General features: G+C 73.4%; 13 protein-coding genes. 7 read left to right on the top strand and 6 right to left on the bottom strand.

Annotated features, from left to right (window positions below):
• Nucleotides 1-78 precede the first annotated feature (78 nt).
• Nucleotides 79-324 carry a hypothetical protein gene (locus AOQ53_RS33670; protein ID WP_059423081.1) on the bottom strand — a complete coding sequence of 82 codons (246 nt, stop codon included), beginning with the start codon at nt 322-324 and terminating at the stop codon, nt 79-81.
• An 87-nt stretch (nt 325-411) separates the two neighbouring features.
• Nucleotides 412-1,221: an SDR family oxidoreductase gene (locus AOQ53_RS33665; protein WP_059423079.1), complete on the bottom strand. Its 810-nt coding sequence runs from the start codon at nt 1,219-1,221 to the stop codon at nt 412-414.
• A 122-nt stretch (nt 1,222-1,343) separates the two neighbouring features.
• Here AOQ53_RS33665 and AOQ53_RS33660 point away from each other — a divergent pair, with 122 nt between their 5' ends.
• From AOQ53_RS33660 to AOQ53_RS33645, 4 genes are all read left to right on the top strand, one after another.
• A complete protein-coding gene (locus AOQ53_RS33660; RefSeq protein ID WP_099054750.1) occupies nt 1,344-2,384 on the top strand; it encodes a PHP domain-containing protein in 1,041 nt (346 codons plus the stop codon).
• Nucleotides 2,385-2,435: 51 nt separating this feature from the next.
• Nucleotides 2,436-3,101, top strand: coding sequence for an HAD family hydrolase (locus AOQ53_RS33655; protein WP_059423077.1), 666 nt, complete (start codon nt 2,436-2,438; stop codon nt 3,099-3,101).
• A gap of 452 nt (nt 3,102-3,553) precedes the next feature.
• Nucleotides 3,554-4,732 carry an FUSC family protein gene (locus AOQ53_RS33650; RefSeq protein ID WP_063889041.1) on the top strand — a complete coding sequence of 393 codons (1,179 nt, stop codon included), beginning with the start codon at nt 3,554-3,556 and terminating at the stop codon, nt 4,730-4,732.
• Nucleotides 4,733-5,051: 319 nt separating this feature from the next.
• Nucleotides 5,052-6,080: an SDR family oxidoreductase gene (locus AOQ53_RS33645; protein ID WP_059423083.1), complete on the top strand. Its 1,029-nt coding sequence runs from the start codon at nt 5,052-5,054 to the stop codon at nt 6,078-6,080.
• Nucleotides 6,081-6,197: 117 nt separating this feature from the next.
• On the opposite strand, the gene AOQ53_RS33640 is transcribed toward AOQ53_RS33645, so the two are convergent.
• From AOQ53_RS33640 to AOQ53_RS33630, 3 genes are all read right to left on the bottom strand, one after another.
• On the bottom strand, nt 6,198-6,476 hold the full coding sequence (locus AOQ53_RS33640) for a hypothetical protein (RefSeq protein WP_059423075.1): 279 nt from the start codon (nt 6,474-6,476) through the stop codon (nt 6,198-6,200).
• Between the two features lie 101 nt (nt 6,477-6,577).
• Entirely contained in the window at nt 6,578-7,561 is a 984-nt protein-coding gene (locus AOQ53_RS33635) for a phosphotransferase family protein (RefSeq protein WP_059423073.1), read from the bottom strand.
• Nucleotides 7,562-7,590: 29 nt separating this feature from the next.
• Entirely contained in the window at nt 7,591-10,773 is a 3,183-nt protein-coding gene (locus AOQ53_RS33630; protein ID WP_059423071.1) for a bifunctional cytochrome P450/NADPH--P450 reductase, read from the bottom strand.
• A 152-nt stretch (nt 10,774-10,925) separates the two neighbouring features.
• Between AOQ53_RS33630 and AOQ53_RS47540 the strand changes: the two genes are divergently transcribed.
• Nucleotides 10,926-11,570 carry a PAS domain S-box protein gene (locus tag AOQ53_RS47540; protein ID WP_059423068.1) on the top strand — a complete coding sequence of 215 codons (645 nt, stop codon included), beginning with the start codon at nt 10,926-10,928 and terminating at the stop codon, nt 11,568-11,570.
• Here AOQ53_RS47540 and AOQ53_RS33620 read toward each other — a convergent pair.
• Complete coding sequence (locus AOQ53_RS33620; RefSeq protein WP_059423067.1) at nt 11,510-12,424, bottom strand: DUF3626 domain-containing protein; 915 nt, start codon at nt 12,422-12,424, stop codon at nt 11,510-11,512. The genes AOQ53_RS47540 and AOQ53_RS33620 overlap by 61 nt on opposite strands.
• A gap of 87 nt (nt 12,425-12,511) precedes the next feature.
• On the opposite strand from AOQ53_RS33620, the gene AOQ53_RS33615 reads away from it, so the two are divergent.
• Nucleotides 12,512-13,006, top strand: a complete 495-nt coding sequence (locus AOQ53_RS33615; protein ID WP_059423065.1) for an FBP domain-containing protein — start codon at nt 12,512-12,514, stop codon at nt 13,004-13,006.
• Nucleotides 13,007-13,091: 85 nt separating this feature from the next.
• Nucleotides 13,092-14,345: an FUSC family protein gene (locus tag AOQ53_RS33610; protein ID WP_059423064.1), complete on the top strand. Its 1,254-nt coding sequence runs from the start codon at nt 13,092-13,094 to the stop codon at nt 14,343-14,345.
• Nucleotides 14,346-14,442: the final 97 nt, after the last annotated feature.

Genomic DNA, 14,442 nt, shown 5'->3' with positions numbered 1-14,442 from the left:
CAGGGGGTACCCCCAGAGCACGCACCGGACGCCGCTCCTTGACGGGCAAACGTTGCCTGCCGCGGCACCAGTACACGGTCAGGGCCTAGGGCGCACGGTCCAGGTGAACTTGTCGCCGCCGACCCAGCGGACCACGTCCGGATCGTCCAGGTCGTGGACCCTGATGCCGAACGCGGCGGCGGCCGTCAGTACGTCGGTGACGGCCTTGGCCTCCCCGACCACCTGGCCGTCGATCTCCACGATCCGGAACGGCGGTGTTCCCGGCTGCACCCCGAGCACCATGATCCGCGGGTGGGATATGTACGGGCTCGCGCTTTCGGTCATGCATCGAGCGTAGAGCGCAACCGGCGGTAGTGCGGAGTCCAGGCACCGGCCAGGCCAGCCGGTGCCTGGCCGGTCCGACCGGTCCGTTCAGGGGCGGCGCCAGTCGTCGCTCGTCAGGTGCGAGCCGGCCTGCGGGCCCATGCGGAGCATGCCGCCGTCGACGCTCCAGGAGGCGCCGGTGACGTAGGAGGCGTCCGGACCGGCGAGGAAGGCGATGACGGCGGCGACCTCGCGGGCGTCGCCGGGCCGCCCCAGCGGCACGCCGGGGCGGCTCTCGGTGTGCGGGTCGGTGTCCTCCTGCCCGGTCATAGGCGTGGAGATCTCGCCCGGGGCGACGGCGTTGACGGTGATGCGGTACTCCGCGAGTTCGAGCGCCATGACCTGGGTGAGCAGGCCGAGACCGCCCTTGGCGGCGCAGTACGGGGCGGCACCCACGCGCGGCTGGTGCTCGTGGACGGACGTCACGTTGACGATCCGCCCGCCGCCGCCCTGCCGGATCATGTGCCGGGCCGCCTTCTGCCCGCACAGGAACGGCCCGACGAGATCGACGTCGAGGACTTCGCGCACGTCGGACAGTTCCAGGTCGAGGAAGGGTGTCATGGTGCCGGTGCCCGCGTTGTTCACCAGCACGTCGATACGACCGAGGCGCTCGCACAGCTCGTCGACGGTGCCGGCCGCCTCGGGCAGCCGGGTGAGGTCCATCCGGGCGACCTCGGCCCGCTGCCCGTGCGCCCGGACCTCCTCGGCCGTCTCCTCCGCACCCTTGTGGTCGCTGTGCCAGGTGATGCCGACGTCCATGCCCGCCTCGGCCAGCCGTACGGCGGTGGCCCTGCCGATGCCGGAGTCGGCGCCGGTGATCACGGCGGCCTTGCTGCGGGGCGCGGTGGGGGCGGACATGACAGGCCTCCTCGTCGAGCGTGCGGGACGAGGCATCGCAGTACCCGGGTACGTACCGGACAAACCGTCCGCCCGTCGTGCGGCCCGCCGGGTGCTGGGGAACCCTTGTGGTGGAGGTGGCGATGGATCCCGTCGAGGCACTGGACCGGATCGCCTTTCTGCTGGAGCGGTCCCTGGCGCCGACGTACCGCGTGCGGGCCTTCCGTACTGCGTCCCGGGTGCTGAAGGAGCTGGGCGAGGACGAGGTGCGCCGGCGGGCGGACGCCGGGTCGCTGGAGTCGCTCAAGGGGGTCGGTCCGAAGACCGCGCAGGTGGTGCGGGAGGCACTGGCCGGTGAGGTGCCCGGCTATCTGCGGAAACTGGAGGGCGAGGCGAAGGAGCCCCCGGCCGTACGGGGCGGGGAGAAGCTGCGGGCGCTGCTGCGCGGCGACTGTCATCTGCATTCCGACTGGTCGGACGGTGGTAGCCCGATCGAGGAGATGGGCCGGGCCGCGGCGGCGCTGGGGCACGAGTGGGCGGCGCTGACCGACCACTCGCCGCGCCTGACGGTGGCACGGGGGCTGTCGGCCGAGCGGCTGCGGGAGCAACTGGACGTGGTGGCGGAGCTGAACGCGACCTGGGCGCCGTTCCGGCTGCTGACCGGCATCGAGTGCGACATCCTCGAGGACGGTTCGCTCGACCAGGAGCCGGAGCTGCTGGACCGGCTGGACGTCGTGGTGGTGTCGGTGCACTCCAAGCTGCGCATGGACGCCCGGTCGATGACCCGGCGGATGGTGGCCGCCGTCCGTGATCCGCACGCCGACGTGCTCGGGCACTGCACGGGGCGGCTGCTGACCGGGCGGGGGCGGCCCGAGTCGGAGTTCGACGCGGACGAGGTGTTCGCGGCGCTCGCGGAGACGGGCACGGCCCTGGAGATCAACAGCCGCCCGGAGCGGCTCGACCCGCCGCGGCGGCTGCTGCGCCGGGCCGTGGACGCGGGTGTGCTGTTCTCCGTCGACACCGACGCGCACGCGCCGGGGCAGCTGGACTGGCAGGTCAACGGGTGTGCGCGGGCGGAGGAGTGCGGGGTGCCGCCCGAGCGGGTGGTGACGACGTGGTCCCTGGAGGAGCTGCTGGCCTGGACCCGTGAACGGCGGGTGCCGTCCGGCGTGGCGGGCGGCTGAGGTGGTACCCGGGCGGGCCGGAAAGCGGGATCACAGGAAGGGATCGCACGCATGGCGAAGGCAGAACGGGCGGCCGTGTTCGACGTCGACGGCACGCTGGTCGACACGAACCACCTGCATGTCGTGACGTGGTGGGAGGCTTTCCGCCAGGCGGGCCACGACGTGCCGATGCACGCCGTCCACCGGGCCGTGGGCCTGGCCTCCACCGACCTCGTCGCGCACCTGCTCGGCGAGGACCGGGACACGGACCAGGACGCGGCGATCAGCGCCGCCCACAAGGCGCTGTACGGGCAGTACTTCGACCGGCTGCCCGCGCTGCCGGAGGCCGGGCCGTTGCTGCGGCGGCTGCACGGGGACGGCTGGGCCGTGGTACTGGCCACCTCGGCGGGCGGCGCGGAGCTGAGCGCGCTGCGCCGGGCGATCGACGCGGACGACGTCATCACCGCCACGGCCAGCGCCGACGACGTGGACGCGGGCAAGCCCGCCCCCGAGCCCGTCGAGCACGCCCTGGACCTGGCCGGGGTGCCGGCGGAACGGGCGGTCTTCGTCGGGGACACCGTGTGGGACATGCGAGCGGGCAGCCGAGCCGGGGTGCGCTGTGTGGGCGTCCTGTGCGGTGGCATCCCGCGCACCGACCTGGAGAAGTCCGGCGCGGACGCGATCTACGCCGACCCCGCGCACCTGCTGTCGTCCCTGCGTGACAGTCCGCTCGCATGAGCCGGCGTGAAACCCCCGGTCAACGCGGATACCCGCAGCGCATGACGCGTGTGACGAGTGCGGTCCGACGGGCGGCTCGCGCCTTCGGCCGCCGGAAGGACGAAGCCGCGGCGGCGAACGACACCCGCCCGACCGGGCAGCCGGCCCGGGAGACACGACCCGACGAGGCGACCGACCCCCCGACGGCCGGGGGGACGGCCCCCGACGAGGCGCCGGACGACCGGGCGGCCCGGCAGACGGGACATGGCAGGGAGACGGACAGCCGGGCGGCCCAGGAAACAGCTCCCGGCCAGGCAACGGACAACGCCCCGACCCGGAAAACCCAGCCCCGCAAGCCAACCGACAGCCAAACCGCCCAGGAGACGCGGCCCGGCACGGCGGCCGACAGTCCCTCTGACCGGGGCGGCAGGGTCATGAACAGCCGGGCGGCCGCCGACGCGCTGCGGGAGCGCATGGAGGATCTCGGGCAGGGGGTCCGTGGAACGCGGCCGCTGGACGCAGCGCGGCGGGAGGCGCGGAGGGCCGTGGAGGCCGTCCGGGCCGCCTGGCGCGAGCCCGGGCGGGAGCGGGACCTGGTCGTCCAGTCGTTGAAGGCCGCCGCGGCGGCGGTGATCGCCTGGCTGGTGGGTGGCGTCTGGATGGGAGACCCGCTGGCGCTGATGGCGCCGTGGGTGGCGCTGGTGCTGGTGCAGGCGACCGTCTACAGCTCGCTGGTGCAGGGCGCGCGGCAGTTCGGGGCGATCTGCGTCGGCAGCGTGCTGGCCTCGGCGACGCTGGCCCTCACCGGCGACACGACGGGCGCGCTCGCCCTGTCCGTCCCGGTGCTGATGTTGCTCTCGAACTGGCCTCGCTTCGGCGACCAGGGCATCTACGCGGCGACCACGGCCCTGTTCACCCTGACCTCGGGCATGGTCAGCATGTCCGGCGTCGGGCACCGCGTGGGGCAGGCGGCGCTCGGCGCCGTCATCGGCGTCGCCGTCAACGCGCTCGTCCTCCCGCCGATCCATCTGCGGGACGTCCGGGAGAACCTGGCGACCCTCGCCCGGGAATCGGGCGGCGTTCTGCGCTCCGTCGCCGATGACCTGCGCCACGGCGACTGGGACGCCCAGACCGCCGCCGGCTGGCTCACCGCCTCTGCACAGCTGGACCGCCGTCTGGACGCGCTGCGCTCGGCGCGCCGCTGGAGCCAGGAGAGCCTGCGCCTGACCTACGGCCCGCTGCGCGCCCTGCACCGCGTTCCGCACATGCCCCTGCCGCCGCCGGACGAGGACGAACGCCTCGGCCGCGTCACCGGGCACGTCACCACCCTGACCCGGGCGCTGGCGGTGGCCGTGGACGACAACCGCACGCCCGCCCCGCCCGAGGGCCCGGCCCTTCGCTCGTACGCGGATCTGCTGGAGCTGATCGGGCACGCCTGTGACACGGAGGCCGACCGCCTGCTCAACGGCAGCGTGGACCCGTGCCGGGACGACGAGAGGGAGGAGAGGATGCGGGAACTGCACCAGTACCTGCAGGAAAGGCTGCGGGAACACGCCGGGCTGGGAGCCGCGCACACGGCGGTGCTCGGCACGCTGCTGCTCCAGGCCGAGAACCTGTGGGCCGAGATCCTCCCGGGGAACGAGGAGCGGTGACACACATCACCGCGAATGAGGTCCAAGCCCGGAACACCCGAAGGTAGTTACCCGTTGAACAACACGTGGGTGCGGACGGGACAGTGTCCCCGGGCCTCACCATCCGCCCACAGGGACGATCGTTCGGCTGAAGCCCTGTGGAGCCTTTCGCCGAGAGGCGACCGCCATCCGCGCCCACGCCTTGAGCCGCCCCGGCCGTGATTCCCCCGTCCGGCCGGGGCTTTCCTCTGCCCATGTGCGGTCGGCTGCCCACGTGCAATCGGCCCGACCCGGGTACTCGGTCATCTCCGAGGACCGTCGCGGCCGAGAGGAGCGGATGGTGAGCAGCGGAACGGGCATGAGGATCGTGGTCACGGGCGCCACCGGCAACGTGGGCACCAGCGTGGTGCGCCTCCTCTCGGAGGATCCGGAGGTCGCCTCCGTGCTGGGCCTGGCCCGGCGGATCCCCGACTGGTCGCCGCCGAAGACGGACTGGGCGGCGGTCGACCTGGCCTCCGAACAGTCCGACCTGGTCGAGCGGTTCACGGACGCCGACGCGGTGGTCCATCTGGCCTGGGCGTTCCAGCCGACGCACGACCCGGCGGCGACCTGGCGCACCAATGTGCTCGGCGGCATGCGGGTGTTCGAGGCGGTGGCCGCCGCGGGGGTGCCGGCGCTGGTGCACGCCTCGTCGGTCGGCGCGTACTCGCCGGGCCCGAAGGACCGGGCGGTGGACGAGTCGTGGCCGACGCACGGCTGGCCGGACGCCGCCTACTGCCGGGAGAAGGCCTACCTGGAGCGCGCGCTGGACACGTTCGAGCGCGACCACCCTCAGACGCGGGTGGTGCGGATGCGGCCCGCCTTCCTGTTCAAGTGGGAGTCCGCTAGCGAGCAGCGCCGGATCTTCGGCGGGCGTTTCCTGCCCGGCCCGCTGGCCCGCCCGGAGCTGCTGCCCTTCCTGCCCGACATCCCGGGGCTGCGGGTGCAGGCGCTGCACACGGACGACGCGGCGAACGCGTACCGGCTGGCCGTGCACTCCGACGCCCGGGGCGCCTTCAACCTGGCGGCCGAGCCGCCGGTCGACGCGCAGGTGCTGGGCGAGATGCTGGGGGCGCGCCCGGTACGGCTGCCGCGCACCGCGGCCCGTTCGGCGATCGCCGCCGCCTGGGGCCTGCACCTGCTGCCCGCTTCCCCGCACCTGTTCGACGCGGTGCTGAGGCTGCCCCTGATGGACTGCACGCGTGCGCGTGCGGAACTCGGCTGGCGGCCGGAGCGTACGGCGACGGAGGTGCTGGAGGAGTTCCTCCAGGGCCTTCAGCAGGGCGGGGGCGCACGGACGGAACCGCTGCGGGGACGCAAGGTGGGCTGACCGCACGAGCCGCCCGACCCTTACCGAGACGACTGCCAAGACGACCGATGGCCGCAGCCGGCCCCCACGGTCGGCTGCGGCCATCGGCGCTCACGCCGCCGGAGCGCTCAGCGGCGCTCAGGCGGAGGACTCGTCCGGCTCCGGATGCTCGGGGTGGACGGTTCCCGAGCGCGGAACTCCCTGCCGTCCCGTCCCCGCTTCGTCCGTGTCGGGGACATCGCCGGCGGGCTCGTCGGCCTCGTCCTCGTTCCCGTCCCCCTTCCGGTCCTTGCCGGTGCCCGTGAAGCGAGGGGCGACCTCCCACGGGTCCTCGCCGGCGTCGGCCTGCTGGTCCGGCATGTCCCGCGGTACGGGCTCACCGTTCTCGCCGGGTCCTTCGAGGCGGTGGTCGGTCACGGCGTGCTCCCTTCACTGGTCCGGGCGCCACGCGAGTACCTCCGGCGCGGCCTGAGAAACCTCCACCCGGGTCTCAGACGCCGCCGATCATGTGGCCGCGGTCACGGCTGAGCGCGGCCTGCCAGGAGTGCCTCGATCTCGTCCAGGGCCGCGACGAGTTCCGGAGCGACCGTGTCCTGCACCCAGCGCTCCTGTTCCTCTCCGACCTCGCGCGGAATCGTCTCGCTGAGCATGATCAGGTAGAGGTAGGCGCGGTACAGGGCCAGCCGGAGGCGGGCCGGGGTGTCGAAGCCGGCTCGGCCGCCGGCCTCCCTGTAGCCCGCCAGGAACGCCTCGTCCCGCTTGATGTCGCCCAGCAGCGCCAGGGAGACGAAGTCGGCCAGGGGGTCGCCCCAGAACATGCGCTCCCCGTCGATGAGGCCGCCTATGCGGGCGTCGCCGGCCGAGCGGTCGACCATGATGTTGCCCCGCCACAGGTCGAAGTGCACGAGGCACGGGACGGTGACCTCGCCGAGGGCGCCGTACGCGGACCGGGCGGTACGGGCCACCGCGTCGACGGGGCGGGGCAGCCGCGCCCCGTAGCGCCGGGCGTCGTCGAGGACGGCGTCGAACATCGTCGTGAACGCGGTCCGCCAGTCGGGGGCGAGCGGGCCGAGGGCGCCGGAGGGGTAACCGAAGCCGGGGCCCGTCACGCAGTGCAGCCGGGCCGTGTGGCGTCCCAGCTCCGCGCGCAGTGCGGCCTGTTCCGCGTCGGTGAGCGAGCCGTCGTCCCAGGAGTCGCCCGGGCAGGCCGTCATCAGCAGGAAGTCGTCGCCCATGGACACCAGCCGCGGTACGGGGACTCCGGTCCGGGCGGCCGAGCGGTAGAACTCGGCCTCCGAGACGAGGAGCCGGCGCTCGTGCCGGAGGCCGGGGGTGGCCGCCGCGGGCGGGATCTTCAGCACGTAGCGGGTGCCGTCGGTGAGGCGGAGTTCCTCGACGGTGTTGTACGTGCCGCCGGTCAGCGGGGCGAGGTGGGCCAGGCTGCCGGGATCCAGGCCCGCCGCCTCCAGGATGTGCCGGGCCCGTTCCCAGGAGTCCACCACCGTGCGCCCACCCCTCCCCTTCGCTTCGGTCAGCCGGCCGCGTACACGTCCTCGACGTAACGCCCGTCCGCGACCAGCCCGTCGAGCCACTGCTCGGCGGCCGTCTCGTCGGCGCCCGGCGTGTGCTTCCGGTACAGGGTACGGAACGCCTCCCGCACCCCGGGCGCCATCCGGGAACCGTCACCGCAGACGTACACCCGCGCTCCGGCGGCCAGCAGCTCCCAGACCTCCTCGGCCTCGGCGGCGATGCGGTGCTGCACGAACCGCACCTCGCCCTCGAGGGCCTGGCTGAAGGCGGGGCGGAGCGAAACGGCTCCGGCGGTCTCGGCGGCGCGCAGTTCGTCGGCGTGCAGGAAGTCGGCGTCGGGCGCGTCGCAGCCGAAGTAGCAGACGGCCGGGGCGAGTTCGGTGCCTGCCGCGAGGGCGGCCGTACGGTCGGCGATGGCGCCGCGGAACGGGGCGAGGCCGGTGCCCGCCGCGATCATGACGACCGGTGCGGATCCGCCGGTGGCTTCGATGCGGAAGGCCTCCCGGCACGGCTGCACGCGTGCGTACACCGTGTCGCCGGGCTCGACGGTAATGAGGTGGCCGGAGCCGGTGCCCCGGTAGAGGCCCTTGCCGGAGCGGGCCGGTGCCTCCAGCAGCGACACCATCAGGTCCACGTGACCGGGGTCGACGGCGGGCGAGGAGGAGATCGAGTAGTGGCGGGGGCGCAGCGGCGTGAGGAGGTCGAGGAGCTGCGGCCAGTCCAGGGCGCCGCGCAGGGCCGGATGGTCCTCGATGATCTCCACGAGGGTGCGCTGGTCGTCGGTGAGGGCGGCCAGGGCCATGCGCTCCGGCGGGCACGGGTTGGCGGCGGCGAGCGCGGCGAGCTGACCGGCGCTCGGACGCTCCTGCAACTCCACGTGGTGGGTGAGGAGCTGCCGTACCGTCACGGGGCGGTCGACGGCGATCGAGTCGCGGCGCGGGCGGGTGGCGCGGATGTCCAGGACGGTGTCGAGGTCGACGCCGAGCGCGGCGGCGGCGCGGGTGACGAGGTCCGGGTGGTTGGCGGGCAGCACGGTGAGGTGGTCGGCCGTGCGGTAGGTGACGCCGTCCGGGAGCGCGACGCGGACGAACCGCTTGCGGCGCGCGTAGCCGGGCGCGGTGAGGTCGCGGGCCTCGGTGACCCGCATGGGGACGAGCTCGTGCCGCTCGGCCAGGGTGTCCAGCGGGCCGCCGGTCAGGGCGCGGACCTCGTAGGCGGTGGTGGGCTCGGGGTCCGGGGCCGTGGCGTCCGGGTCGCCGTACCGCTCCAGCAGGGCGACGCGGAGGGCCGCGGTGAACTCCCGGACCGTGCCGGTGAGGTCGCCGGAGGCGTCGGCGGCGGCGCGGTCGAGCAGCCGCGTGGCGCCGGACTCCGTGAGCCGCTCGTCGATCCGGGTGGGGACGTGCTGGTAGGTGGCGGCCCAGTTGCGGTCGCCGACGCCGAGGACGGCGTACGTCACGCCGGACAGGTCGTGAGTCTCCTCCAGCCAGGCGGCGAAGGCGGTGGCGTCGTCGGTGGCACGGCCGTTGTAGGAGGCGGCCGTGATGACGACGGGCCGGTCGGTGGGCAGGCTGTCGGCGTAGGCGTCCAAGGGCGCCACCCGGGTCTCGCAGCCGACGGCGGCGGCCTCGTCGGCAAGTTGTGCGGCGAAGCCGCGGCAGGTGCCGTAGTTGCTGCCGTGCAGGAAGAGAGCGGCGGTGCCGGGGCGGACGCGCGCGGGGAGGCCCTGTGGTTCGGCCGACCGGGAGTCCTGGACCGGGGCGGCACCGGGCAGCGGCGTGTGGACCCGGCCGGCGGGCGTGCGCGGGGTGAGCGTGAGGGTGAAGCCCTCGGGCTTGAGGGTGAGGGTCTCCTTGACCGTGAGCCGGTAGTCGGAGTGGTCCTTCAACCGGTAGCGGTGGACGAGCATGGCCAGCAGCATGGTCGCCTCGTGCAGGGCGAACTGCCGTCCGATGCAGGCGCGCTCGCCGGTGCCGAAGGGCTTGAAGGCGTGCCCCGGGCGCTCCGCCTCCGCCTCGGCCGTGAAGCGGGAGGGGTCGAACAGCTCGGGGTTGTCGCCCCAGACGGGCTGCCGGTGCAGCATCGGCGTGAGGACCAGGGCGGACTGCCCGGCGCGCAGCGGGATGCGGCCGCCGAGCAGCGTGTCCTCGCGGGCCTCCCGGGCGAAGACGGCGGCCGTGGGCCACAGCCGGAGCGCCTCGTTGAGGACCTGGCGGGTGTAGGTGAGCCGGCCGATCTCGTCGTACGCCGGCTCGGGGTCGTCCTGGTCGCCCCACAGCTGGTCGACCTCACGCTGCACCAGCTGGAGCGCGGTGGGGTGCTTGGCGAGGTAGTACAGGGCGAAGGACATGGCGCCGGAGGTGGTCTCGTGGCCGGCGATCAGGAAGGTGATGACCTGGTTGCGGATGTTGGCGGTGTCGAGCGTGCTGCCGTCGGCGGGGTGCTCGGCTGTGAGCATGAGGCCGAGGAGGTCGTCGGCCTGGCTCTGGTCGGTGCCGGTGCGGGCGGCGATGACCTCGTCGACGACCTGGGCGAGATAGGCGGAGTCGTCCCGGAAGGCCGCGTCCTGCGCCGAGTAGTCCTTGCCCGGGACGCGCGCGAGGCGGGTCATGCTCCACTCCAGGCAGCGGACCATCGACTCGACGAAGGGGTGCGGTTCGGCTCGCTCGAAGGAGCCGAAGTCGTAGCCGAATCCGGCCAGTCCGATGGTGTCGAGCGTCATGCGGGTCATGTCGCCGGGCACGTCGACGGGCTGCCCGGCGCGGGCGTCGCGGTCCCAGGACGCGATGAGCCGACGGGCCACCTCCAGCATCACGGGGTGGTAGGTGCGCATCGAGCCCAGCGCGAAGGCGGGCATGAGGATGTCGTGCGCCTTGGCCCAGTTGGGCTCGTCGTTGTACGCGGTGAACAGGCCGTCGGCGGCGAACTCGCGGACGTTCTCCAGACCGGGCCCGATGTGCTTGGCGAACCGCTGCTCGTCCGCGAGCTCGGCCACGAGGTCCAGGTCGCCCACGAACAGGGTGTCGCGTCCGTACAGCCGCCGTACGAGCACGGGCCCGTGCTCGCGCATCAGGTCCATGGCCTGCTGGACGGGCGCGTCGCCGGGTCCGGTGCCGGAGATGTCGGCGACGGGAACGCCGGGGAGGACGTCTGCGGGCCGGGGGGTCTGTGCGGTGGGGCGCATGACGCGACAACTGCCTTTCGCGGTACGGAAGTACTGCGATCCAGCCTGATCCACGGGACCCGGCGGGCCGCGCCGCGGCGCTACATGATTGTGTAGTACATGCAGACGCGTCGCCCTTGCGCGGGGGCGGCCCGGCGTGGCAGGAGACGCTCGTGGACCAGGCCCGGCAGGAGGCCGTGACATGGCGCAACCGCGCCCTGCTCCTCTTCGACCGGGTCGCGATGCCGGTCGCGGTGTGTGACGTGTACGGCGCGGTGCTGCTCGCCAATCCGGCGATGGCCGCGGAGTGCGGTACGACGCCGGGGCGGTTGCGCGGCCGTGACGTGCTGGACCTGTTCAGCCCGCGGGAGGCCACGCAGGTGGAGCGCGTCGCCCAGGCTCTGCGGCTGCGGCACCGCTCGCGCTACCAGGTTTCGGTGCGCTGGCGGGCACCGGGCGGCGCGGAGCGGTACGGGGAGCTGACGGCGGACCCGGTGAGCGACACGGTGGAGGACACACCGGCGCTGCTGGTGATGCTGCGCGTGGACGGCGAACGCGCCCCCTCCCCCGCCCCGCACGCCGAACAGGCCCGGGTCACCTCCATGGAGGCCCGCATCCTGGCGCTGCTGGCCGCCGGTGCCACCACGGCCCGGGCAGCCCGCGAGACCGGCCTCACCGCCGACGGCGTCACCTACCACCTGCGCCGTCTGTCCTCCCGCTGGCGGGCCGCCAACCGCACCGAACTGGTGGCCCGCGCCTATGCGCTGGGGGTGCTCGCCCCGGGGGTCTGGCCGCCGGAGGCCCCGGCCGCGGAGTAGGCCGTGCCCGCTCCCTCCGGCGCACCGAAGCGGGCGAGGGTGTGCCACACCATCTTCAGGTCCTGCAGTTCGTACCGCCCCGTCCGGGCGGCGTCGCCGATGGCCCGCGGGTCGACGAGGCCGTCCCGGGCGATCCGCGCGCCCAGTTCCACGTACTCCGGGCCGCGGTAGTCCGCGTGGCGCCGTAGCCCGGCCACGGTGAGCCGGTAGCCGGGGTGCCACTCGACGGGGCAGGGCAGGCGCCGGGCCGCGGCCTCGACCGGTGTGCCGCGGTAGCAGGCGTCCAGCACCAGCGCCTCCACGTCCCGGGCGAGATCGACGCCTCCGTGCACGTGCGCCTCGATGTAGTCGTTGAGGGCGTCCTGCTCGTCCGCCTCGGCCAGCACGATGAGCGACATGCCGGCCGCCACGCCGAAGTCGGCCGGCTCGGCGGCGCTGTCGGGGTAGCAGAACGTGGCGCGGGCCACGGCGCCGGCGCGCAGCCGGAAGTGGGAGGAGCCGAAGCGCGGCGCCGCGCCGACCACTTGCCGGCGGAAGTTCAGGGCGCCGTAGACGGGCCGCTCGTGGGCGGCCGCTTCGTCGTACGCCCCGCCGAAGATCCGGCTCTCCCAGTGCCACCGGTCGCCGCCGGGGCGGGCCGTGAGGCCGCCGTTGCTGGTGCCGGTGACGAACTGCGAGTGGTAGGCGCCGTCCCGGACGAGCGCCACGAGGATGGGCACGCCGCCCGCCGGCCGGTCCGGGTGGAAGTTCAGTGTGATCCGCGCCTCCGGATCGACGGCGGGCCCCGACGAGCCGCCCGCCACATGGCGCAGCGCCGCCCGTGCCCGCGCGGACGCGACCTCAGGAAAATGCACTGGATCCCCCGTCTTCGATGCTTCTAACCTGATCCCCGGAACCTAGGACCCCTAGGTTTCGCCGACGACGACCAGGAGCCCTCCCTTATGAGATCACTCACCGAACAGGACATCCGCAACTCCTTCATCAACTGCTCCAAGGGAGAGGCCAAGCGTCTGTCCGTCCCCCGGGACCTCGCCGAGCGGCCCTGGGACGATCTCGACTTTCTCGGGTGGCGGGATCCGGGAGCGCCGGATCGGAGTTATCTGGTCGCCGAGCGCGAGGGACGGCTCGTCGGGGTGGCGATGCGGTTCCAGGCCGCACAGCGGGGCTTTCTGCATCGCAGCATGTGTTCGCTGTGCCTGACGACGCACCCGCGGGGCGGTGTGGCGCTGATGACCGCGCGGAAGACGGGAGCGGCAGGACGTGAGGGGAACTCCGTGGGGGCGTACATGTGCACCGACCTCGCCTGCTCGCTGTACCTGCGCGGGAAGAAGGTGCCGGAGAGCGGCCCCCGCTTCGAGGAGAGCCTCACCCTGGAGGAGCAGATCGAGCGGACCATGGGTCATCTGACCGCCTTCCTCGACAAGGTGTACGCCTGAGGCCCTCGGTCGCCCTTGGTTTCCCCCGGCATTAACGTCCTCCATGGATGCGTTCGACAGCCAGGGGAAGGGGAACAGCCTGAGGATGCGAGAGGTACGTGAGTGGACGGCGCACGCCAGGCGGATCGTGCACAAGCGCCGGGACCCCGTGGTCGTCCAGACGGTGCGGTCCGCGTTCGCGGCGACGATCGCCTACGTCATCGCGCTGCGGCTGAGCCCCGAGGCGGCACCGCTCACCGCTCCCCTGACGGCCCTGCTGGTCGTCCAGGTGACCCTGTACGCCACGCTCACCAACGGCTTCCGCCGGGTGAACGCCGTGGTGACCGGCGTCCTCGTCGCCATCGCGTTCAGCCTTCTGGTGGGCCTGACCTGGTGGAGCCTGGCCCTGCTCCTCGTGGCCTCGCTGGTCGTGGGTCGGCTGGTCCGCGTGGAGGAGTACGTACCCGAGGTCGCGATCAGCGCGATGCTGGTGCTCGGGGTCACCACCGTCGGGGACACCGCCTGGGCCCGGGTGGTGGAGACGCTGATCGGCGCGGTCGTCGGGCTCGGCTGCAATCTGCTGCTGGCTCCGCCGGTGTGGGTGGAGGAGGCGGGCGCGTCGATCGAGGGTCTGGCGCGCCGGCTGCGGCAGCTGATGCTGCGCATGGGCGAGGAGGCCGCCGGCCGTACGCCCGCGGACCGCGCGGCGGAGCGGCTGCACGAGGCGCGGCGCCTGGACCACGACATCGTCGAGGTGGACGCGGCGCTCCTGCAGGCGGAGGACAGCCTGCGGCTCAACCCGCGTGTGCGGGAGGGCCTGCTGCACCGGGTGGTGCTGCGCACCGGCCTGGACACGCTGGAGATCTGCACGGTCGTCCTGCGCGTCCTCGCGCGGTCCTTCACCGACCTGGCGAAGGAGCGCGAGACCGAGCCGCTGTTCGATGCCGAGACGGGCGCCGCGCTGGAGCAGCTGCTGTCGGAGATCGCCGACGCGGTGGTGAGTTTCGCGGTGCTGGTGACCACCCATCTCAGTGCGAGCGCCGAGTCGGCGGAGGAGCGTCTCGCCACGGAGCTGCGCACCGCGGCGGCCACCCGCGACAAGCTGGCCCTGCTGCTGCGCAAGGAGGCCGAGCGCGAGACGCGGCACTGGCAGTTGCTCGGTGCCGTCCTGACGGAGGTCAACCGGATCCTCGACGAGCTCGACACCGAGCACCGCACCCGGCGCCTGTTCGAGGAACTGGACCGTGTCTCCCGGGAGCAGCGCGTGCGGATGCCGCGTCTGACCCGGCTGCGTGAGCGCCTGGGTGTTCAGGAGCAGATGTGGCGGAACCGTACGGGGGTCGGCGGGCGTTCTCGCTGAGCGGCCACCTGGAGTGGGTTGCACGCGGCGCAACGCCAGGTGCCGTTGTTGCACCCGGTGGGTGATCCACGCCAAGGTGGCTGTCGCGACGGGGACG

This window comes from Streptomyces azureus, assembly GCF_001270025.1.
In the GTDB taxonomy this organism is placed as follows: domain Bacteria; phylum Actinomycetota; class Actinomycetes; order Streptomycetales; family Streptomycetaceae; genus Streptomyces; species Streptomyces azureus.
Note: the sequence above shows the minus strand (reverse complement) of the source record. Positions and strands in the feature narration are given on the sequence as shown.

Bases quoted from the DNA above. Each gene is read 5' to 3' on its own strand.
- AOQ53_RS33615 (WP_059423065.1), top strand. From the start codon at position 12,512: ATGAGATCACTCACCGAACAGGACATCCGCAACTCCTTCATCAACTGC.
- AOQ53_RS33610 (WP_059423064.1), top strand. From the start codon at position 13,092: ATGCGAGAGGTACGTGAGTGGACGGCGCACGCCAGGCGGATCGTGCAC.
- AOQ53_RS33665 (WP_059423079.1), bottom strand. From the start codon at position 1,221: ATGTCCGCCCCCACCGCGCCCCGCAGCAAGGCCGCCGTGATCACCGGC.
- AOQ53_RS33660 (WP_099054750.1), top strand. From the start codon at position 1,344: ATGGATCCCGTCGAGGCACTGGACCGGATCGCCTTTCTGCTGGAGCGG.
- AOQ53_RS33650 (WP_063889041.1), top strand. From the start codon at position 3,554: ATGGAGGATCTCGGGCAGGGGGTCCGTGGAACGCGGCCGCTGGACGCA.
- AOQ53_RS33630 (WP_059423071.1), bottom strand. From the start codon at position 10,773: ATGCGCCCCACCGCACAGACCCCCCGGCCCGCAGACGTCCTCCCCGGC.
- AOQ53_RS33670 (WP_059423081.1), bottom strand. From the start codon at position 324: ATGACCGAAAGCGCGAGCCCGTACATATCCCACCCGCGGATCATGGTG.
- AOQ53_RS33655 (WP_059423077.1), top strand. From the start codon at position 2,436: ATGGCGAAGGCAGAACGGGCGGCCGTGTTCGACGTCGACGGCACGCTG.